Origin of the sequence: Paracandidimonas lactea (assembly GCF_021653995.1) — a bacterium.
Lineage (GTDB): Bacteria > Pseudomonadota > Gammaproteobacteria > Burkholderiales > Burkholderiaceae_B > Allopusillimonas > Allopusillimonas lactea.
On the sequence record NZ_JAJJOZ010000002.1, the window covers coordinates 619,149 to 640,952 of the forward strand.

The following is a 21,804-nucleotide window of genomic DNA, read 5'->3' on the forward strand; positions in this document are numbered from 1 at the left end:
TGTTTACTTGAAAAGGAAACAAAAATGACACGATATCTCTCTATTGCCGCCCTTGTATTCACGCCCGTCATGGCATTCGCCGCGCCGCAACTGCCAAGCACGCCCTACCTGCCGCTTGAGCTGGCTACGCAGGCAGCGCATGCCGCGCTGAAAGCCTGCGCCGAGCAAGGCCACAACGTCAGCGTCGCAATCGTGGCGCGGGATGGTGCGACCAAGGTGCTGCTCAAGGCCGATAATTCTGGCCCTCACACCGCAAACAGTGCACAAGGCAAAGCCTTTACTTCGGCTGCCCTGGGGCGAGACACCGCCGGTCTGGCCGATTTCATCGCCAGCAAACCCGCTAATAACGGTCTACGCGACATGGATGCGCGGATGGTCATTCAGGCCGGTGGCCTGCCGATCAAGTTTGGCAATGCCTTGGTGGCAGGCATAGGGGTGGGCGGCGCGCCCTCGGGCGATATCGACACCGGCTGCGCGGCAGCGGGCCTTAAAGCCATCGGTGCGCAGTAAGATTCTGGCACTTAAAGGCGGTCGTCATCGGCGCCGCCGCAACGAACCATAACAAAGTTTCACTGTGCTGGTTCAGGGCAGCGGCCCACCGCGTAGGCTCACCGCGCGGGTTCACCGGATCGCGTTGCCTGTGCAAGAGGCGTCGATGGCAGGCATACGTTTTGGAGGCTATATGGTTAAGCCGTTTGCGATGATCCTGGGCATGGTACTGACATTCGTGTTCGCACACGCTTTTTCTGGAGAGCCCGTGGATCGCTATCCGCTGCACACCGCCGCCAGGCATGACGATGTCCAGGCAATACAACGGCTCCTCTCGGCGGGCGGCGAGATAGACGCCCGCGATCAGTCCGGCTCCACCGCCTTGCTGCTTGCGACACGCGAGAACAAGGTAGCGGCCGCCAAAGCGCTGATTGACGCCGGGGCGGACGTGAATGCAAAAGACAACATCAACGACAGCGCCTACCTCTATGCCGGCGCCCGCGGCCACCTGGAAATCCTGAACATGACACTGGCGCACGGCGCCGACCTCACGAGTACCAACCGCTATGGCGGCACCGCCCTGATCCCGGCTGCCGAGCGCGGCCACGTCGACACCGTGCGTACGCTCGTGGACGCCGGCGTTGATGTCGATCACATCAATAAACTGGGCTGGACAGCGCTGCTCGAAGCCATCATCCTGGGCAGCGGCGGCGAGCGGCACCAGAAAATCGTCGATATTCTGCTCAAAGCGGGTGCGAATCCCAATCTCGCCGACCGCGATGGCGTCACGCCGCTGCAGCATGCGCGCAAACACGGCTATCACGAGATTGAGCGCTCGCTGCTTGCCGCTGGTGGGCGGTAAGTTGGGGCGCTAGACGCGCTGCCGTTACACATACACGTGGTGCGTCCTCGTCTGGGCCGCGTTATCGCGGGCACTTCACCTGTAACGACCCTCAAGATTTTCTTTCGCGCGCGATGGTGCCAACCACTCCCTCGCCAAACTGATCAACTTCGCGCATCCGCATGTTCCGCTTTCCGCCCAAGCAGGGGTGGGAGATATGACCGGCGCCGCAGGCAAAGGCCATGGCCGCACCGCCCATGCGGGCACGCAGTTTGAGCCACATACAGAACCGCACGCCAAAGAGCGCGCCGTTTTTTCCCGCGAGATCGCCGATTACATCAATGATGCAGTAGCGGCCCGTCGCTGTACGGCGTTGGTGCTCATTGCAACCAGCCCGATTGATCGCCTCTTTCACGTTGATGATTTTGCGGGCGGCACGCTCCGCGCCGCCAAATACTTGCACCCTTCGAGTGCCAGCAGCAGCCCCACCCCCAAGCCGAGAGCCAGGAGCATGTCGTCCCAGGTAATCGACCCGAACTTCAGAAGCGCCTGAGCCTCAGGCAGCAGCAGAACCAGCCCGACCACACAGATCACTGCCGCTGCCACATACCCGAGCGCCGCATTTTTGCGAAGAAAGGCATCGCGCAAGGAGGGCCCGAAAGAGCGATTGACCAGAATCAGTGCAACGATCTGGGCGACCAAGCCGAAAAAGAGCAGTGCCCGCACTTCCGCTTCTGGCGTACCCGCCCACGTTTTTGCAAAAAAAACGGCGCCCAGCATCGCGAAGGCGATGCCACCCTGCATGATGCTCCAAGCCAGCATGCGAAGCGAGAACATACGTTCGGCGGGATCACGTGGCGGCCGCTCCATCACGTCATTTTCCGCACGTTCGGCCTCGAATACAAGCGCACAGACAGGATCTATCACCATCTCAAGCAAGGCAATATGAATAGGCCCCAACAGGATGGGAAGGCCAAAGAACAAGGGCAGGAGCGCCAGCCCGGCAATTGGTACATGGACAGCAAAAATGAACCCCATGGCCTTGCGGATGTTGTCATAGATTCGCCGCCCCAGCCGGGCAGAGTGGACGATCGCCGTAAAATCATCGTCAAGCAGCACCAGTGCTGACGCCTCGCGTGCGACGTCCGTTCCGCGCCCTCCCATGGCAATACCGATATGTGCCGCCTTGAGCGATGGCGCGTCGTTGACGCCATCGCCGGTCATCGCAACGACTTCACCGCATGCCTTGAAGGCCTGGACGATGCGCAGCTTCTGCTGGGGCATGATGCGCGCAAATACCGTAACCGTTTTCAACCGCTCCGCGAGCTGCTTGTCATCCAGGGCTTCCAGATCGCTTCCCGTCAGTACGTCTCCATTTTCGATGCCAGCTTGCACGGCAATCGATTGCGCTGTGGCGGCATAGTCGCCCGTGATCATCACGACGCGGATCCCGGCCCGTTGGCATTCCGCGATTGCGCCCGGAACACTGGCGCGCAGCGGGTCGGCCAATCCTACTAGGCCCGTCAGCGTATAGTGATAATCCAGTTGCGATTCAGCCCACCTGCGGTCGGGTGCGGTTGACGTCGCCACAGCCAGTACGCGTATCCCCTGCGTGGCCATTTCCTCGACGGCTTTGAGCATGCTTTGTGTCGCGTCGGCCGATAGGCGGCAAAGTCGGGCAATTGCTTCCGGCGCACCCTTGGCGCAAATCGCCAGTTCCCGGCCGTCATCCCATATATTTGACATGGCTAACAGGTCGGGGCGCAGCCCGTAGCTATGGATGGGTTGAGCATCGGTGGATTCGGCGGGTGCGAATGTGTTGCGTGCGGCGTGAAGTGCAATCTCCATTGGGTCTGAGGGGTTGGGCGCACTGGCCCGCGCAGCGGTTTCAATGAGCGTGCGACAGGCATCGGAAACTGGTTTTCCGTGCTCAAGCGCCACAGCCCCAGTGGACGGCAGGCAAGCTTGTGCAAGCGCCATCCGGTTCTCTGTGAGTGTGCCCGTTTTGTCGGTGCAGAGCACCGTTGCCGAGCCCAATGTCTCGATGGCTGCTGCACGTCGGGTAAGAACACCGGCCTTACCTATCCGCCATGCACCCATCGCCATGAATACCGCCAGCACAACAGGGAATTCTTCAGGCAGCATCGACATGCCCACAGCAATCCCGGCCAGCATCGCTTCCAGCCATCCGCCGCGATACAACCCGTAAAGTGCCACGACCAGACACGCGACCAACACCCCTCCGACTGCGCACCAAGCCACGATCCGGGCAGTTTCACGCCGCAGGCGCGGTGCTTCGATGTCCAGAGCCTTCAATGATTGGCCGATTTTTCCGATCTCGGTGCGTGCGCCGGTAGCCACCACGCGGGCAATCCCGCTGCCACGTACCACAAGTGAGCCGGAGTAGACATAGGGCTGCCCTTCACCGCGGGGGTGCGGCATGTGCGAGCCCTTGCGGTTTTCAGCCGCCGCGGCATCGGCCTGCTTGCCCACAGGCAAGGATTCACCGGTCAGCAGCGATTCATCAACTTGCAAGTCTGCCGCGTCGATAAGGATCGCGTCAGCGGCGATCCGGTCGCCCTGTTCCAGCACAAGAAGGTCGCCTCGTACAACCTCTCGGCCGGCAATACGCACCCGCGCGCCCTCGCGGATGACGAGTGCGCGCGGCGAAGACAGGTCGCGTAATGCCTCCAGGACGCGTTCGGTACGGGTTTCTTGAATGACCGTGATCGCAACCGAGAAACTGGCAAAGACAAGAAGAATGAGCGCTTCGGCACGGTCGCCCAGCAGCAGATAAACGAGCCCACCGGTCAATAGCAGCACAAGCATCGGCTCGCGCAGAACCTCCAGCGCTATGCGTAAAACCGAGCGCCTGCCAGCCTGCGGCAACTCATTAGGCCCTTCAAGGCGTAGCCGTTCGCTTGCCGTGCCAGCCGTTAGGCCATCGTTCTGAATGCTGCTCACAACCCGCACCCTCGCACCTGATTGAGTATTACGCTTACTGTCGTGGATCGCTGTCTGCGGAGAATGAGGCTGATACTTTATGGCGCCCGCAACAAGTGTGTCAGTGCACCGGAGAGTTCCGGGTACTGCCACTCGTAGCCGCTTTCTTCTGTACGCCGGGCGATCAACCGTTGGCCGCCAAGCAACAGCACGGACATCTCTCCCAGCGCCAAGCGCAATGCCCAGGCGGGCACTGGCAATAGTGCGGGCCGGTGCAGGATGCGAGCAAGCGTTTGAGTGAAGTCGGCGTTGCGTACGAGTTGGGGGGCGCAGGCATTGAAGGGCCCGCTGCAGGCCTCGTGATGCAGCAGATGATTGATAATTGCCACTTGGTCGTGAAGATGGATCCAGGGCATCCAGTGCTCGCCATTGCCCAACCGCCCTCCAAGCCCTAGACGAAAGGCTGGCAACAGCTTCGCCAGCATGCCGCCGCTGGCGGCCAGCACCGGTGCGGTGCGCAGCAGTGCCACACGCACATCCCAGAGGCGCGCGCGCTCAGCCTCTTTTTCCCAAGCCATGCACAGACGGCTGCCGAAGTCTGTGCCGCTGGGTGCACTGTCTTCAGTGAGCCAACGGTCGCCACCGTCCCCATACCAGCCGACGGCTGAGCCCGAAATCAACACGCGGGGTGGTACGGGCTGTCGGCCGAGCCAGTCAACCAGGGTTCGGGTCAGGTCCACGCGGCTGCGCCAGAGCAGTGCGCGCCGCGCTTTGGTCCATCGGCGGTCGGCAATAGGGGCGCCTGCCAGGTTGATCACGGCGTCGAATGGCCCGATGCCTTCCAGTGCTTCCAACTGCCCAATGCCCTTTGCGCCGGCGCAAAGCAGTGGTACTTGCTGCGGATTCCGGCTCCAGACCCACAGTTCATGGCCCTGGGGCTGCCAGTGCTTGCACAGAGCTTGGCCGATTAGGCCGGTACCGCCGGTCAGCAGAATACGCATGGGCATTTCCTTTCGGGCCAGTCTTGCGAAATCATCCGAGTATTCATTGTACGTGGCGCCATCGGGAGACTAAAGAGTGCAGGTCGGACAAATGCCTGGTAGTGTTAACGCCGTCCAGAGATCTCGAATAAAGCGTGGTGCACGCACCACCCACCCAGGGAACAGAATATCGAATACACGTTCATCGGGCCTTCAGGGAACCGAAGTGCGACTTCAGGAGCGTCGAGGCTGCAATGGCAATCTCAGGGCCGATCGAAATTGCGTTCGAAGCATGAGGGATGGTATCGGTGCTGACGATACGCGACAGCCCAGCCTGTTGCAGCTTTTCATAAGCATCGCCAGCAAAAACGGGATGGATGGCTACGAGCACTGCGGGCGGCAGGGTCATGCGTTGCAGATGCGACATTGTCTGCAGGATGGTGCGTCCGGACGAGACGATATCGTCAACCAGCACCGGCGTGTGCCCTCGGGCGGCCGCCGCATCGGGCAGGCTGACGTCGACGTCATAGTCGCCGCGGCGCTGCTTGCTTAACACTTGATAGGGCAGGCCGGCATGCTTTGCGATGCTTGCCACCCATTGCTCGCTTTCGCTGTCAGGTCCGATCAACATTGCATCGGGGACGTTGGCAGCGATCCAGTTCGCGAGCATGGGCGCGGCGCGTACATGCGTACAGGGTATGCCGTAGAGCGCATCCAGCTGCGATGTTCTGTGCAGGTGCGGATCTACAGTCACCAGCCAGTCGAACGACTGTTCCAGAAATTGTGCAAACAGCGGCGCACTCACGGCTTCGCCGCGATGAAAGCGCGTATCTTGCCGCATGTATCCAAGGTACGGGGCGATCAGGCCTACCGTCCGCGCACCGAACTCCCTTGCTGTTTGTGCGGCAAAGCGCAGCGGCAGGGCGATTGGATCAGGATCGTGCAAGCTGGCCAGTATCGCGACATCCGCTCCACGTAATTCATCGTCAAGGGTAATGAGAGACTCACCATCCGGAAAATGGCGCCAGCCGAGGGGGGCGATGCGCGCATGAAGCACAGGGGCAGCCGTGGCAGCCAGGGCGGTGTCCGCAGGGAAGGGGATCAAGATGCGGTTCATGCGGGCTCCACAAAATTATTCGAGTCTACGAAGCCGAAGCGCATTAAAGACGACAGATGTAGAGCTCAGGCTCATCGCCAATGCGGCAACGAGGGGCGAAAGTAAAAGGCCGGTGAAGGGGTACAGCACGCCAGCGGCCAGTGGGACACCAAGCGCGTTGTAAATAAATGCGAAACCAAGGTTCTGCTTCATGTTGGCGACCGTGCGGTCGGATAACTGCCGGGTAATGGAAATGCCACGGAGATCCCCTTTGACCAGCGTAACTTGTGCACTATTCATAGCCACATCGGTGCCGGTGCCCATCGCAATGCCGACATCAGCCTTTGCCAGTGCAGGTGCATCATTAATGCCGTCACCCGCCATGGCCACAATTCGCCCTTCGGCTTGAAGCCTGGCAACCAGATCCAGCTTGTCAGCAGGTTTGACTTCACCATATATCTCAGCGATCCCGAGTTGCTGTGCGACGGTGCGCGCCGTTGCAACACCGTCGCCGGTCGCCATGATGATTCTGATTCCGGCTTCCTGAAGAGCGCGGACAGCCTCTGGTGTGCTTTTCTTGATGGGGTCTGAAACGGCGAGCAAGCCAAGCGGCTGGCCGTCCGCAGCGAGAAACATGACGCTTGCTCCCGTGGCGCGCAACGCCTGCGCTGTATCAGTCAACTCAGTGACATCCACATTTTCCTGCTCCATCAGCGCGGTATTGCCAAGGACAAGCCTCTGTCCATCGACCAGGCCGCGCACGCCGATGCCGCTGCTGGACTCAAATTCGGCCACGGTGTCCAGTGTGAGGCCGCGCTCACGCGCAGCGTCCACAATGGCATGTGCCAGCGGATGTTCGCTGCCTTGATCAAGGCAGCCGGCTAGGCGTAATACTTCCTCAGCGGTTTTGCCGCCAGCCGGAACAGCTTGCTCAAACGTGGGCCGGCCCTCGGTCAACGTGCCTGTTTTATCGACAATCAGTGTGTCTACCTTGCGCAGGTTCTCAATAGCTGCCGCGTCGCGAAAGAGAACACCTTGGGTGGCGCCTTTGCCCGTGGCGACCATAATGGACATGGGGGTCGCCAATCCGAGCGCACAGGGGCAGGCAATGATCAGTACAGCGACGGCGTTGATCAGCCCGTATACCCAGCTGGGCTGAGGGCCAAACAGGCCCCAGACGATCAGTGTGATCACTGCAATGGCAACTACAACGATCACGAAGTAGCCAGCCACGAAATCCGCCATGCGTTGCATCGGTGCGCGAGAGCGTTGTGCCTGGGCGACAAGCTGCACTATTTGCGATAAAACCGTGGCCGAGCCTACTTTCTCGGCACGAATCACGAGGGAACCGGAGGTGTTCATCGTTGCGCCAATAACCTTGTCGCCTGGCCGCTTGCTGACTGGCAGAGGTTCGCCGGTCAGCATCGATTCATCCAGAGAACTGCTGCCTTCTTCCACGGTGCCATCAACGGGCACTTTTTCACCAGGACGCACACGAAGCCGGTCGCCTTCGTGCACATGGGTCAGTGGTACATCCTCTTCAGAACCATCGGGGTTGATGCGCCGCGCAGTTTTTGGGGCCAACCCCAGCAGCGACTTTATCGCGGCTGACGTTTGCGACCGGGCCCGCAATTCCAGGACTTGGCCAAACAGCGTCAAGGAAATGATGACGACCGCGGCTTCGAAGTAGACGTCCACGCGCCCCATGGACATGAACGTCGCAGGAAACACGCCCGGTGCCACAGTGGCTACAACGCTATACGCATATGCTGCCGCTGTACCCAAGCCAATAAGCGTCCACATGTTCGGGCTGCGGTTGACAATTGATTGCCAACCGCGAATGAAAAAGATTTGCCCGGCCCAAAGTACGACGGGTGTGGATAACGCCAGCTCGATCCAGGTTTGTATCGACATGCTGAACAGACCAAGCTGTGGTCCGAACATGGCCAGGACCGTAACGACAACAGTGAGCGGCAAGGTCCACCAGAATCTGCGGGAGAAGTCGCGGAGCTCGGGGTTGTCATCTTCGAGGCTGGGCATTACCGGTTCAAGCGTCATGCCGCATTTGGGACAGTTGCCCGGGTGATCTTGCCGAATTTCAGGGTGCATGGGACAGGTGTATATCGTTCCCGGTGCAATGTTTTCGGCGACCATATCCTGCCCCTCTGATGCTCGCATCGCAAATTGTTCAGGTGACTTGGTAAATAAATCCCGGCATTTATCATGCCACATCCTGGTGGGTGGGCGCCTACCCTCCGGAGATCAGACGCGGGGGCGCAGCGCCAGCGACGAGCTGAACGACTTGCCGGATTGGCCTGATCGTTGGGAGCTGCCGTGACTTGAGATGGCGGCAGCGCCCTCATGGAATCCTGCCTATCCAAATGGCACTGTTTCGGCCATGAGCATTTTTGCGACAATATGTCCTACGCGCGCCCCGAGGAAAGCGGAAAAGCAATGCTCCTCCAGGGCGCGGACCTTATCGATGCACTTTGGTCATGACGACATTTTCCCGGACACACACCGACACCAGCCAATGGATCCACCAGATACGGGACTGGGCGCGCGAGCTCGGGTTTACCCAGATCGGCGTTTCCGGGGTGGATTTGTCCGCTGCAGAGCCGGATTTTCTGCAATGGCTTGCCCTGGGCTACCACGGTGACCTGCACTACATGGAACGGCACGGCCTGAAGCGCGCCCGTCCGGCCGAGCTGGTTCCCGGTACGGTAAGCGTGATCACCGCACGCATGCCGTATCTGCCGCGCGGCACCGCGCCTGACTGGCAGGACCGTGAGCGCGCACGGTTGAACGAGCCGGGCGAAGGCGTGGTTTCGCTCTACGCCCGAGGGCGCGATTATCACAAGGTGGTCCGTGGGCGCCTGCAAAAACTGTGCGACCGAATCGAGGCACTGGTCGGCCCCTTCGGCTATCGCGTCTTTTCCGATTCTGCTCCCGTGCTGGAAAAGGAACTGGCCAGCCGCAGCGGTCAGGGCTGGCGCGGCAAGCATTCCCTGGTGCTCTCGCGCGATGCGGGGTCAATGTTCTTTCTGGGCGAGATCTTCGTGGACTTCGCCCTGGATCCAACCGATCCGGTCAGTGCGCATTGCGGCACCTGTACCGCCTGCATCGACGTCTGTCCCACGGGCGCCATCGTTGCGCCGGGCGTGGTCGATGCGCGCCGCTGCATTTCCTATCTGACGATCGAAAAGCACGGCCCCATCCCCGAGGAACTGCGCCCGCTGATGGGCAATCGTATCTATGGCTGCGATGATTGCCAGACGATCTGTCCCTGGAACAAGTATGCCCAGGCCACAGAGCTGCCCGACTTCGATGAGCGCTCGCCGCTGGTCGGCCGCCAGCTCGTGGAATTGTTCGCCTGGGATGAGGCAACATTTCTCAAACGCACCGAGGGCGGGCCGATCCGGCGCATCGACCACGAGCGGTGGCTGCGCAACATTGCCGTGGCGCTAGGCAACGCGCTGCGCCAGGCCGATGTGACGCAGGCCCAGGAATTGCGTGCGGCCCTGCTCAGCCGCGCCGACCATGAAAGCGCCTTGGTGCGGGAGCACGTTGCATGGGCGCTGGCTCAGTGGAGCTCAGGGCCGGAAATCTGATTCGGCGAACGAGAACCTGGTGAATGTTGCGAACCTGCACAGGTATTGCTGGATCGCCAGGCTCCATGTAAGCCGTCCAGGTTCTGACGGTTGTGCCCCGGTCGTCAAAACCAGGGGGCCAGGGTCTGATCCGCAATGTCGGCCCAGCCCCGGTTGGCTGTGGGGTTGGCCGGGCTGGGATGCAGCAGATAGGCCGTCGGCACCTTGTCGCCCGCAATAGCCTGTGCACGGCCATGGGCAAAGCGCCCGATGCCGACCACCGCACGTGGGCCGGTTGCGTGTATCACAGCGGCCAGTGCGGCGTCGCAGATGCCAAACAGCGGCTCGCGTTCGGCCTTGTGTAAATGCTCGGGGATCAGATTGCGGTTGTGGCGCAGGAACAGCAACGGGCAGTAGTTCCAGACAAAGACGTTCTGGAAGAACCGCTGCGGGCTGTTGAAGCGCCTGCGCGCCCAGCCCCAGAAGCGATCCCCGCTGCCTTCACTGCGGTGGCACGCGAAACCGAAGATCGGATATTTCTCGTGCTGGGCCGGCAAGGGGCTGTCCAGGGGCTTTTCGATGTTCAGCCAGTCGCGCGCCATGGAAACCTCGCCAAAGGGGACCCCCGTCTGGGCCATGCCCCAAGGCCCGGGGTTCATTCCGACCATCAGGATCCGGCCATTTCCGTTGCCGTATCTCTGCAGGTATTCCCGGTGCGCGGACCACATGTAGATCAGCGGGTTATAGACGTGGCTGGCGCTCGGAAATGACAGTACCTGGAGGCTGCCCGCGAGCACGCGCGCAATGGCCGTGCTGGCATTGTCCAGATCCGGTTCGGTGCTTGCACGCATGCGTTTTGCCTTTGTGGGAGCCAGAATCGGCCGTCCCGCGAGGGGGCCGCGGCCGCGCGGTCATTGTGGTGCCGTGAGGGCCGGATTGCAACGTCTCAGGCCGCGCTCGCATGGCGTGTGTTTGTGCTTCAAGAGTTGCGCAGCGTTGGTATCCCATGCCTAGGTGAAGACTTCCTCCTCTGTTGCCCGCAGCAATAGTTGGCTGAGGGGCGGCGTAATTTGGGTGTGCTGGATGGTGAGAGCATAGAAGTGTTCGGTGAGTTGGGAGGATTCTCCGATGTGCACCAGTTGGCCCGAGTGCAGTTCGTCTTGCACCACGACTTGGGGCAGCATGGTGATCCAGCCGCTGTCGCGTGCCACCAAACGCAACATCGTCATATCGTCGATTTCCGCCCGAAGCTTCGGCTGTACGCCAGCTGAAAAGCACAGGGCATCGAACTGCATGCGCACGCTGTGCCGCGTACTCGGCATGGCCATTTCGACGGCGTCTAGATCTTGTGGGACTCGCAATGTCGTGCCTGACCAGCGATCGGCCCGGCCAACCAATGAAATGGCCTGGCTGCCGAGAAAGCGTGAAGACACTGGGCGGGCGGGGTCGGATGGAACCGGCTCGTTGGCGAGCACCACGTCCAGTTGATGACGCAGCAGGCGCCCCACCAGCGTTTGCAATGATCCCGAGTCCACGGAAAGAACAACCGTCGGGTCGCGGAACAGGGGACGCAGCCAATTGACCTGAAAATTGCGCGACATGGTCGAAACGCTTCCTACACGCACATACGTCGTGTCTTCGTCGCGACCTTCGAGCCAGCCCAGCATTTGCTCGCCCAGCCCGAAGATATTGTCGACGTAGGCAAACACCCTTTGGCCTGTGGCGGTCAGCTCCAGATGTCGCCCGCGCCGATCAAACAAAGGCCTGCCCAGGCGACCCTCCAGTTGTTTGATTTGCGTGGAGAGCGCGGACTGGGACGTGTGTATCTGTTTGGCCGCGTGCGTGAGAGACCCTCTCTTTGCCACGTGCCAGAAATAGAACAGATGCCTGAAGTTCAGTTGGCTGATGTCCATTGTTCTGTTTTAGAGAATGATTCCATATCATAAATGTAATATACAGAACAACCAAAACCCTGAAGAATACACCCCGTTACCTTCAGGAGAGTGTGGGTTGAATCGTGTTGCATGAACTGAATTTTGCGTTTGCGCTGGCGCCGGCCGTATTCATGTCGGTTGCTTCATTTTGGGCTTGGCACAGTCGCTTGCCGCTACCGCGTATGTGGCGGCAATTCAACACATTCGTGTTTGTCGCACTGGCGTTTTCATTGGTGGGGCTCGTCTCCGAGCTGGGGCTTGTGTGGATGCACGACGCAACCGGGCCGGCTCTGGGTGGCTGGCTGGCCACAAATCAGTTCGGTGCCTGGGTGAGCCTGCTTGTGCAATTGCTTGGCTGCGCCATCGGCATTTATTCCTCCAACCATCTGAAAGGCGAGTTGCGCCAACCGGTGTACATGGCCGCCCTGGCCGCTGTGCTGGCCGCCGTACACCTTCTGTTGCTGGCCAATCACTGGCTGGTTCTGATTGCCGCGTGGGCCATCATCCAATATGCCATGCAGTATTTGTTGTGCTTCTACGACGACCGGCCGTTTGCTTTGCTGGCGGCGCACAAGAAGATGGTGACGGATCGTGCGGCCGACTTGCTTTTGATTGTCGCCGCGACCCTCGCGTGGTCGCAGGTGGGAAGTGGATCGTTCTCCGCATTGTGGGCATATATCGCCGCCGGTCATGCTTCCGCACTCCTTGCCTGTAGCGGCATTTGCCTGGTGTTGGCCGTCATTGCACGTACGGCGCTGATGCCGGTGCACGGCTGGTTGGTCCAGGTCATGGAAGCGCCGACGCCGGTATCGGCACTACTGCATGCGGGGGTGGTCAATCTTGGAGGGTATGTGCTGGTGTTGTTTGCTCCCTTGCTTGGCGTGTCGCTGGCCGCGCGTTGGCTGCTGGTCGTATTCGGGTTGGTCTCCGCAGTGGTGGCGGGGCTGGTGCTGCTGACGCGCGTCAGCCAGAAAGTGCACCTGGCATGGTCGACGATCGCGCAGATGGGTTTCATGCTGCTCGAATGCGGTCTGGGCCTATACATGTTTGCGGCGCTGCACTTGATGGGACATTCTCTTTATAAGGCGCACAACTTTCTGAACGCATCCAGCGCAGTCAGGGAGTCAAGCCGAAGATTCATCACGGGAGAGGCTAAAAATTCGGGCTTGAGCATGCTTGTCGCGGTTCCCATCGCTCTTGTTATCGTATTCGCGCTTCAAGCGCTGGTTGGCGGCCATGCCTGGCCATGGTGGTGGAGTGCCGTCCTGGCTCTTGCGTGGGCACCGCTGCTATGGGTTCCCAAGGAGGAAGCGGGCAGTTCCGGTGTCGTGCCAGCCCGGATAGGAGTGGCGCTGGCAAGCGTTGTTTTCCTGACGGTCGCCACCAGCGTCGTGGACCAGGCTCCAGTGGGTGCCAGCAACGATCCGCTGCACGCCGCAGGCATCGTCGCCTTGATTGGAATGGCCCTGATGTATCTCGAAATGACCGCATTCCAGCTTTGGCCTGGCTCGCTTGAGACGGTTCGCCGCTGGGTATACGCGGGTTTTTACATGGATGAAGGCTATACGCACTGGGTATTGAGGCTGTGGCCCGCCCCTTGGGCCGGGGCAGGCAGCCAGGCGGAACCGCCGCCCTGGAGACCTTACGAGTCCGGCTATGGGCGATCTGAATCATGAGTTCTAACATGCTTGCTCCCGCGTCCCAGAACGTTCCTGCAATGAGGGCCACTGAATCCGATAAGGCAATGCGCCTGGCGGCGGCGCGTGCATGTTCGCGCATCATGCCCGCTTGGCCACTCAGCCAAGCGGTGGCAGTGAATCCGCATTGGCGCCGCATTGACATGCCGATCCGCCACGTCGCGGCGCGCTTGGCCGTGCTGGGTGACTTCCATGTGTTCCCTTCGCGGGATTACATCAAGCAAGAGTGGGAGGCGGACCGTATCACGCGCGCAGACCTCGATACGGTGCTGGAGCGTTACGCCGGGCATGCGTCCGATGCCTTGACAGCCGAGCAATGCATTGAAGCGTTGACGAGGCCGACTAGCGTGCGTCGCGCGCCATTGCTGGTGGATCTGCTGGACGATCCAAAGCAGAAAAACAAGCGCTGGCCCTGGCGGGCGGCTCTGGTGTTCCAGATGAGCCAGGCCTGCGCGACCTACTTCGACCGTCATGAGGCTCACTGGCGCGCTTCGGGTAGCGCCAGCCTGTATGGTTTCTGGCGCGAAAGCATGGTGGGCGATCACGGCCTCAGTTCCAGGCTGGGCCTGCCCGGATTCATGAAGCAACTGCGCACGCTGCCGTTACAGGCTGAAGATGCCATACGCTGGGCTCTGACCGAGCTTGAACTGAAGGAGTCCGTATGGGAAGACTACTTCGAGGCGCTACTGTTGTCGATCAATGGCTGGGCCTCGTGGTGCGCCTATGTCGGCTGGCAGAAAGCGCCCTCCGGTCAGGACGATCCCCGCTTGCGCGAGCTGCTGGCTTGCCGGGTCGCGTGGGAGGCCTTGCTTGCCCGGTCCGCGCCGACCGCAAAGGCGCGTAGCGCAATCGCGGAGCTTGGTGCGAATTGGCTGGATTTTGACCGGTGTGTCGCACAAGCGGATGTCGCGCTGCTAGTCGATGAGCTTTGGCAACAGGCGCTTGAGGCGAGCTTCCAGCGAGGGTTTGCACAGACCCTGTGCGTGCCCGCATCTTCGAGTGCAATGCAAGAGCCAGAGGTTCAAGCCGTTTTTTGCATTGATACGCGCAGCGAGCTGATGCGCCGTTCACTGGAAGCGCTATGGCCCGGTGTCCAGACACGCGCGTTTGCGGGCTTCTTCGGCCTTCCTATTCATTACAACCCATTGGGTACCGACATACACCGACCGCAGTTGCCAGGCTTGGCCTATCCCAGTGTTGCGGCGCAGGATGTGGTGACGGCGGTGGGGGAGGCCGTTCCCAACGGCGAGGCGAGGTCGGAGCACGTACGGTCGATTCGTCGGCGGCGGTTGGCGGGGCTTGATCAGTGGTTGAGCACTGTGCGCTGGTCGAATGCAAGCTTCTCTTTTGTTGAAGCGTTTGGCGTCGGCTATCTTCCGAAGATCGCTCGTTGGATCAGGCCTCCGGCGAAATCGCGCACTAATATGGATCACATTGGTTTGCACCTTTCTGCCGAGGAGCAGTGTCGGCCGATGCTTGTGGGGCTTGATCTCGAAAAACGCGTGGAGCTGGCCGCCGATGCCTTGCACACAATGGGGCTTGATGATCGCCTGGCGCCGTTGGTCATCTTGTGCGGCCACGCCGGACACAGCACCAACAACGCACATGCATCGACGCTAGACTGCGGGGCCTGTTACGGACGCCCGGGCGAGGTCAATGCGCGCGCGCTGGCTCTCTTGTTGAATGACCCGCAGGTACGTGAAGGCTTGCGTCTGCGCGCAATCGACATTCCCCCGGAGACAGTCTTCGTGGGCGCATTGCACAATACGACCACTGATGAAGTGACGGGTTTTGACCTTGATCTCTTGCCGCCGCAAGCGCGCGCACGTTGGGAGAAGATGGAGGACGTCTTTGAGCAGGCGGGCGACCGTATACGCCGCGAGCGCGCGCCGGCGCTGTGGATGGATGCGAACCTTGCTCCCGGCGCATTGCTGAAGTCCTTCCGGCGCAGAGCCAATGACGGCTCCCAGACCAGGCCGGAATGGGGGCTGACCCGCAACGCGGCATTCATCATCGGCCCGCGCGACCGTAGCCGTGGCAGGGTGCTCAACCGCGCTTTCCTCCATGACTATGATGCGCTGTTCGATGCGGACGGCAGTGTGCTTGAGAAGCTGATGATGGGGCCGATGCTGGTCACCAATTGGCTTTCCTGGCAGTATCACGCCTCGACATGCGATCCCCTGCATTACGGCGCGGGCAACAAAGTGCTGCACAACGTGGTGGACGGCCATGTCGGCGTCTTCGAGGGCAATGGTGGAGACCTTCGCATCGGCCTGCCCAAGCAATCCGTGCACAATGGCGACGGCTGGTATCACCAGCCCGTCCGCCTGACCGTCGTGATCGATGCGCCCGCAGCCTCGATAGAACACGTCATCGCTCACAACCCCGTCCTGGGAAGGCTATTCGATAATGGCTGGATGCTGTTGTGGCGCTACGAAGGAAATGCGCTGTTCCGATACGAACGCGGCCAATGGCTGCCGCTGGGCTTCTGAGGCGGAGCGGTGTCTGGGCTGACGGTGGGGTCAAGCAAGATTCCCTCCACCGATCGGGAAGGGCTCTATTCACTGTGGCAGATCGTCGGCCGCACCCTCAACCAGAGCGAGCACACATTGCCGGATGTGGCTAATGCCTTGGGGGATAGGGGCGTCCATTCCATTGATAATGGGGAAGAGCCCGTGTTCGCGGGGTCTCGCGGGAGCACATAAGAAAAAACCCCAACCGAGGTGGTTGGGGTTTGAATGGTGGTGGCGGAACACGGAACCGAACCCGCGTCCGATTTCTGAATGAAAGTCCATGCGCAAGAACGCAGTCCCTATTTTGAATCATTTGGCCGTTTTGCATCATGAAAACACCGGCTGGCTGTCGACCACCGAGCGCAAGGCGTCAAGCTTGGGGCATCCCTACTGCAGGATGCAGTCGGTCGCGCGGTGAGCGTTTCGCAGAACGCGGGTGTCCGGGCGCTGTTCGTTCATGCCCTCCACGACCGCGCCAAGCAGTTCTACGAGCACTACGGTTTCCAGGAGTCACCGCAGCATCCGATGACGCTGATGCTGCGCTTGAACACCGTCAAGGCTTGAGAGAGGACGTTAGCATGACCATCCACAAGATTCACACGGAGGCAGAATACCGGGACGTTCTCAAGGAGGTCTCCGCACTCGTGGATTCAGCCCCTGCTCTGGAAACGCCCGATGGGAAGCTGTCAACGCCGGTTGAAAACTGACCCACTGGAGGTGCGGGCGTTTTCTTGTACGGATTATCCGTCGAAAATGGGGGAGAGCCGAGCCTGCTCGTCCCCCGATAATGAGGAAGAGCCCAAATGCGCTTGCTTTCACTGGGCGTCGTTGGGCAACGCTGGCCAAACAAAAACCCGCAGAGCAAGTGCTGGTGCGGGTTTCTGGGCGTCGTGTGCCGTTAAGCATAAGGCTGCTGGAGATTAAAGCATAAAGCTGCCGCTAATTCTCCTACCTACTGGGGCGCGCCAATTCCGCGTGCTTCGTGAATAAAGCATATCTTTGCCGATAGCCCACTTTTAAACAATAAGCCTGCCAATCGTTCAGTAAAAAAACTGCCTTAGATTACAAGGAGTTTTTGGCCTGCGCTCGCGCTCATGACAGTGTCAAGGCCTGTAGGCGCTTGATGGTAGTTGGCCAAACCTGTCCTGTCTATCCTGGTTCTCAAGTGTAGAGGGCGTGGTGGCTAGGTGCCCTACTGACTCCCCTCGGGTAGCGCCAAGTGTCGCTGCGGTTGCTGCTGATGAATGGTTGTAAAAAAAGCACAAGCACTCTTTTTGTGTGGCCAATGTGATGAGCAATGCTCTGACAAATTGCGTTTGGGGTATTTGCTGGACATAAATGAGTTTTTTCCGCAGTGTCCGTTTCAACAATCTGCATTAAGGGCATTCCTCCCTCAGGTGCTTGGCGCGGGTTGGAATATCGGCAATAATTAGATACATACTGCTCCTTGTGACGAATAATGCAAAGGTGAGGGAACAATGGTTGATGAGAAAAAGAAGGGTTATCCAAAGATTCCACGGAACAACTGGTTCTTGCTTCGTGACAAATTCAAGCAGCGGACCCCGGAGCGCGTCTCGCCCAGCTACGTTGCTAGCGCGTTGAGTATGAGCGAAGCCTCCGCTAGTGCGAATATCATCCCCCCGCTCCGCGTGTTCGGCCTGATTGACGATACAGGCAAGCCCAGTGACCTCGCATATGACTGGCGTGACGATAGTAAGTACGCCGCAGTCTGCAAGCAGATACTAGAGGCTACCTATCCACAAGAACTGAGGGATCTATACCATGAAGCGAGCGCCCCAGCGAAGGATATCGAGAGTTGGTTCGCAAGGGACGCTAAGGTTGGGCAAGCTGCGGCTAGAGCGTACGCATCTACCTACCTAACGTTGCTCGAGGCGGACCTTACCAAGGCGAAGGAACAAAAAAATGGCTCGAAATCAAAAGTGTCCAGTGTGGCAGGGAAGCCGCCGAAGGCGGGGGCGAAGGGGGCCTTAGTCTCAAAGGTGACGAAAACAACTCCGCCCATTGGAACTGTCGAAACATTCAGCCCCCCTGCGAACCACTCAGGTTCCGCTGACGATGGAGGGGCGAAGCAAGGTTTCAGTCCGAAACTTCACGTAGACATTCAAATCCATATTTCACCGGACAGTAGCCCTGAGCAGATCGACAAGATATTTGAGAGTATGGCGAAGCACCTACCGCTAAAGGGTTAACCGAATGGATATTGAGACAGCTCTGCTCGGTGTCCGACAGCTCCGAGACAGCATCCGTGTCCAAAACCCACCACCGGCGGAAGGTGCGCCGAGTGAAGATGAGCCAGTCATTTACTTCTCGTTGGTTCGCAATTCTCGAGGCTACCTGGAGCGACTTGTTCATCAAATAAATGGCTCCTATTCAAACGGTTGGTACGACGCATCCGCTGTCATGATCCGTAGGTTGGTTGAGACGCTCATTATTGAAGTGTTCGAGAAGTATGGGATGGCATCCAAGATTCAAAACCCGGCTGGCGATTTCTTCTACTTACGCGACCTTATTGGCGTGCTTGTTACAGAGCGAGGGTGGAATTTGAGTAGGAATGCCAAGGCAGCTCTTCCACGGCTTAAGGACGTGGGTGATATGTCGGCACACAGTCGACGCTTTATCGCCCAGCGCCAGGACATCGACAGACTTATGAGTGACTTGCGAGTGGTGGTCCAAGAGCTGATGACGTTGGCTCAGCTGAAGTAGAGGACTTCTGGCTTGCGGCTGAAACAAACATGAAAGCATCTCGGAAAATTGATGAGCCGATCAGCGGATTCCGGCAGACACTCAGGCGTAACAAGGCGTATCGCTGGTGATGGTTTCCGACAAGTTGTAATCTAGAACTGGCCATTTCGTTGTGTTCCCTGCATAAAGTTCACCTACTGGGCAAACTTTGTGGTTACTTTTTGATATGTTTGGTACTATTGAAAATGGCCCGTAGACAGAGTTTCTGCCATGTAATCGTGGCACTTGACAATAACGTGAGGACCTATGCTCCTCAGTCCATAATGCCTTACGCGACTTGAGTGTTGGCAATATTTGCATTTGAGTGTCTACGTGGCCGCTTTCAAAATCACTCCGCCCAAAACAACGTTAGAGCTTTTTCAGACTGCAACGTCCCGTGCCGCTCTTGCCAGTCTCCTCAATATTGAACCAAAGGATCTGACATATTTACTGTATGTTCTCAAAGATGAGGACAAGTATTCCGTATTTTCAGTCCCGAAAAGAGGTGGTGGGGAGCGGCAGATTAGCTCTCCCATTTCCCAGATAAAGTCGCTCCAAGAAAGGCTCGCAGACAGTCTCGAGCGGTGCATTAACGATATTGAACTTCTCACTGGGCGGTCTAACTCGGCATCCCATGGTTTTCGCCCCGAAAAAAGCATTCTTACGAATGCTTCTGTGCATCGTAATAAAAGGTTTGTCTTTAATCTCGATCTAGAGGATTTTTTTCCTACAATCACGGGGAGGAGAATTAGGGGCTTCCTGATCAATGATAAAAATTTCAAATTCCATAAGGATGTGGCCACCACCATCGCGCACATTGCCTGCTTGGACGGTAAGTTGCCACAGGGCAGTCCTTGCTCTCCAGTAATATCCAACCTTATTGCTGGAATTCTTGATTTCCATTTGGCCCGGCTTGCTAAAGCTTGTGGATGTCGCTATACAAGGTATGCCGATGACATCACGTTCTCAACGAATAAGAAGGATTTTCCAAAGGAGATTGCTTTTTGTGATGTTGAGCACACCCATATCTGGAAGGTGGGAAAACAGCTTCGGGGACTGATTGCTAAATCCGGCTTTGTCATAAACGAGAAAAAAACGCGGATGCAGTATTACACCTCTCGTCAACAGGTGACAGGTTTGGTGGTAAATAAAAAGATCAACGTTACTACTGAGTACAGAAAGCTGGTTCGCGCTTACGTGTTTTCTTTGATCAATCATGGAAAATTTACCCTAAAAACAACGACAAAAGATGCGAGTGGCCAGGTCACAATTACAACGGCAACAGGTACTCGTGCACAACTGCATGGGATGCTTGGATTCATCCATTCCGTTGATAACGTATATCGAGCGGAAGTAAAGCTACATCCATACAATTATCTCGGTCATCAGCAAAGTACCAAGGAGTCAGTCGGCAATCAGGCAATCTACCGTCGTTTTTTGTTATATACCCGTTTTTATGACAATGACACGCCTTTGATTGTATGTGAGGGAAAAACAGATGGGGTTTACATTAGCAATGCCGTCCATCAGAGCAAAGCGCACTTCCCTAAACTCCTTAAAAAAAACGATGATGGCAATGATGTGTTGTCATTTCAATTGTTCAAATATGCTCGTAAGCACAAGAAGAAAGACCACGTTTATTTACCCAATTTCTCGACCGCATCCATTCTAGGCGTTGGGAGCGGAGGCGGTGGAAATTTGGGTAACTTAATCCGTACCTATCACAAGGAGCTTGAAAAGTTTAAGACTCCTGTAGGTGCGTCTCCCGTTGTGTTTATTGTAGATAACGATGACGGCGGGCGGGCTGTTTATAAAGTTATAAAAAACATATTGCACATAACTGTTTCTGGCCACGAGCGATTTGTGCATCTTTTCGCCAATCTTTATATAGTTCCAGTTCCATTTAAAGGAAGCAAAGATACAAGCATTGAAGACTTGTTTTCTGAAGTTGATATTTCAAAAGGGCTAAATTCGAGATCTTTTGATTTCTCCAAGAAGATCGACGCTAGGGCTGCTGTCGGTAAGGCGGATTTCGCTTACGAATTTGTTGCAAAACAAGCTGAAAGGATGGATTGGGGTGGCTTTTATCCGCTTCTACAGAATATTTGTGACGCGTTAGCAGACTACGCCAAATATCGTAAAGAAAATGTTTAAAGAGCTGTTGCTGCGCGCGGGCATGTGAAGTGGACGCGGCTAAAAAATCTATGAGACGCATGGGGTTAATTATCTTGCCTATTGTGTCGTGAAGATTTCGCCGTTAAAACCTATGGCCAGAGTGCGGGCTCTTGGGCAAAACGGCACTTCAGAAGTGTTGTGTTTAATTAGCGGCAGCACCTTCATGGGAAAAGGTCCTGCGTCGTTTGCGGCGCCACTTTCTACGTTTTGCACAATGCCCGAACCAGATGTATTGCTCTGCGCCGACGTGGGGCCCTACTTCTTATCTCGATCTTCCATTGCCCGATTTAAAGCAGCAGAGTTCACGCGATCCATCAGGTTGTAAGCGTACGCCCAGTACCGTCTAGCGCTCTCGTTGGCGTCTCATCAAAATAAGTGTCCATTAATTTTGGTAAATGGACATTTATTTTAATGAGCGAATTCTCTGCTTCTTTCGCACCTGTGCCGAGTGGCTATCGGCGTCGGTACACAGTCGATTTCAAGCGGCAAGTCGTGCAGGAATCGATGGCCAGCGGTGCATCCATTGCCGGTGTTGCCATGGCCCATGGGCTCAATGCCAACCAACTGCATAACTGGCGCTGGCAATTTCGGCGCGGCGACTTTGGGCCCATCACCGAAGGTCCGGTCTTGCTGCCAGTGCAGATTGAAGCCGTGTCGGCGCAAGCGCGGCCTCAACCGGCCAAGATAATTGACGGCCAAGATCGCGGCGTCAGCTCAGGGCACATTGTGAATCGAACCGGGTTTTGAGGAGGCTTCAATTCTTGAGAGAATGGAGTCATGAGCAAGAACAACAAGTTTTCCCCT

Annotated in this window: 16 protein-coding genes and 1 pseudogene; 11 read left to right on the forward strand and 6 right to left on the reverse strand. The window is 57.8% G+C overall.

What is annotated here, in order from left to right; all coding sequences use genetic code 11:
• Positions 1-24 precede the first annotated feature (24 nt).
• The 3 genes and pseudogenes from LOL23_RS06750 to LOL23_RS19060 all read left to right on the forward strand — a co-directional run.
• Positions 25-510, forward strand: coding sequence for a GlcG/HbpS family heme-binding protein (locus LOL23_RS06750; protein ID WP_160977909.1), 486 nt, complete (start codon positions 25-27; stop codon positions 508-510).
• A 172-nt stretch (positions 511-682) separates the two neighbouring features.
• Positions 683-1,351, forward strand: coding sequence for an ankyrin repeat domain-containing protein (locus tag LOL23_RS06755; RefSeq protein WP_160977907.1), 669 nt, complete (start codon positions 683-685; stop codon positions 1,349-1,351).
• Between the two features lie 142 nt (positions 1,352-1,493).
• Positions 1,494-1,667: pseudogene (locus LOL23_RS19060) on the forward strand (host attachment protein); the annotation flags it as partial.
• 74 nt (positions 1,668-1,741) lie between these two features.
• On the opposite strand, the gene LOL23_RS06765 reads toward LOL23_RS19060, so the two are convergent.
• The 4 genes from LOL23_RS06765 to LOL23_RS06780 form a co-directional block, all read right to left on the reverse strand.
• On the reverse strand, positions 1,742-4,294 hold the full coding sequence (locus LOL23_RS06765) for a cation-translocating P-type ATPase (protein ID WP_237173310.1): 2,553 nt from the start codon (positions 4,292-4,294) through the stop codon (positions 1,742-1,744).
• A 77-nt stretch (positions 4,295-4,371) separates the two neighbouring features.
• Positions 4,372-5,274 (reverse strand): TIGR01777 family oxidoreductase, encoded by a 903-nt coding sequence (locus LOL23_RS06770; protein WP_237173311.1) that lies wholly within the window; start codon positions 5,272-5,274, stop codon positions 4,372-4,374.
• Between the two features lie 181 nt (positions 5,275-5,455).
• Positions 5,456-6,370, reverse strand: a complete 915-nt coding sequence (locus LOL23_RS06775; RefSeq protein ID WP_160977901.1) for a ribose-phosphate diphosphokinase — start codon at positions 6,368-6,370, stop codon at positions 5,456-5,458.
• Positions 6,371-6,385: 15 nt separating this feature from the next.
• Positions 6,386-8,581, reverse strand: a complete 2,196-nt coding sequence (locus tag LOL23_RS06780; protein WP_237173312.1) for a copper-transporting P-type ATPase — start codon at positions 8,579-8,581, stop codon at positions 6,386-6,388.
• A 263-nt stretch (positions 8,582-8,844) separates the two neighbouring features.
• On the opposite strand from LOL23_RS06780, the gene queG reads away from it, so the two are divergent.
• Positions 8,845-9,960 carry a tRNA epoxyqueuosine(34) reductase QueG gene (gene queG / locus LOL23_RS06785; RefSeq protein ID WP_160977899.1) on the forward strand — a complete coding sequence of 372 codons (1,116 nt, stop codon included), beginning with the start codon at positions 8,845-8,847 and terminating at the stop codon, positions 9,958-9,960.
• 104 nt (positions 9,961-10,064) lie between these two features.
• Here queG and LOL23_RS06790 read toward each other — a convergent pair whose 3' ends face one another.
• Together LOL23_RS06790 and LOL23_RS06795 are read right to left on the reverse strand one after the other, a co-directional pair.
• The gene (locus LOL23_RS06790; protein ID WP_160977897.1) at positions 10,065-10,790 is read right to left on the reverse strand and encodes a uracil-DNA glycosylase family protein; all 726 of its coding nucleotides are present in this window, start codon (positions 10,788-10,790) and stop codon (positions 10,065-10,067) included.
• Between the two features lie 159 nt (positions 10,791-10,949).
• On the reverse strand, positions 10,950-11,852 hold the full coding sequence (locus LOL23_RS06795; protein WP_160977895.1) for a LysR family transcriptional regulator: 903 nt from the start codon (positions 11,850-11,852) through the stop codon (positions 10,950-10,952).
• Between the two features lie 104 nt (positions 11,853-11,956).
• Here LOL23_RS06795 and LOL23_RS06800 point away from each other — a divergent pair, with 104 nt between their 5' ends.
• From LOL23_RS06800 to LOL23_RS06830, 7 genes are all read left to right on the forward strand, one after another.
• A complete protein-coding gene (locus LOL23_RS06800) occupies positions 11,957-13,549 on the forward strand; it encodes an NADH-quinone oxidoreductase subunit L (RefSeq protein WP_369414096.1) in 1,593 nt (530 codons plus the stop codon).
• Positions 13,550-13,590: 41 nt separating this feature from the next.
• On the forward strand, positions 13,591-16,062 hold the full coding sequence (locus LOL23_RS06805; protein ID WP_237173313.1) for a YbcC family protein: 2,472 nt from the start codon (positions 13,591-13,593) through the stop codon (positions 16,060-16,062).
• A gap of 363 nt (positions 16,063-16,425) precedes the next feature.
• Positions 16,426-16,647, forward strand: coding sequence for a GNAT family N-acetyltransferase (locus tag LOL23_RS06810; protein ID WP_255457196.1), 222 nt, complete (start codon positions 16,426-16,428; stop codon positions 16,645-16,647).
• A gap of 914 nt (positions 16,648-17,561) precedes the next feature.
• Positions 17,562-18,293, forward strand: coding sequence for a DUF5343 domain-containing protein (locus tag LOL23_RS06815; protein WP_237173314.1), 732 nt, complete (start codon positions 17,562-17,564; stop codon positions 18,291-18,293).
• Between the two features lie 4 nt (positions 18,294-18,297).
• Entirely contained in the window at positions 18,298-18,807 is a 510-nt protein-coding gene (locus LOL23_RS06820) for a hypothetical protein (RefSeq protein WP_237173315.1), read from the forward strand.
• A gap of 351 nt (positions 18,808-19,158) precedes the next feature.
• Entirely contained in the window at positions 19,159-20,979 is a 1,821-nt protein-coding gene (locus LOL23_RS06825) for a retron Ec67 family RNA-directed DNA polymerase/endonuclease (RefSeq protein ID WP_237173316.1), read from the forward strand.
• Positions 20,980-21,411: 432 nt separating this feature from the next.
• Positions 21,412-21,747, forward strand: coding sequence for a transposase (locus LOL23_RS06830; protein ID WP_237173317.1), 336 nt, complete (start codon positions 21,412-21,414; stop codon positions 21,745-21,747).
• Positions 21,748-21,804: the final 57 nt, after the last annotated feature.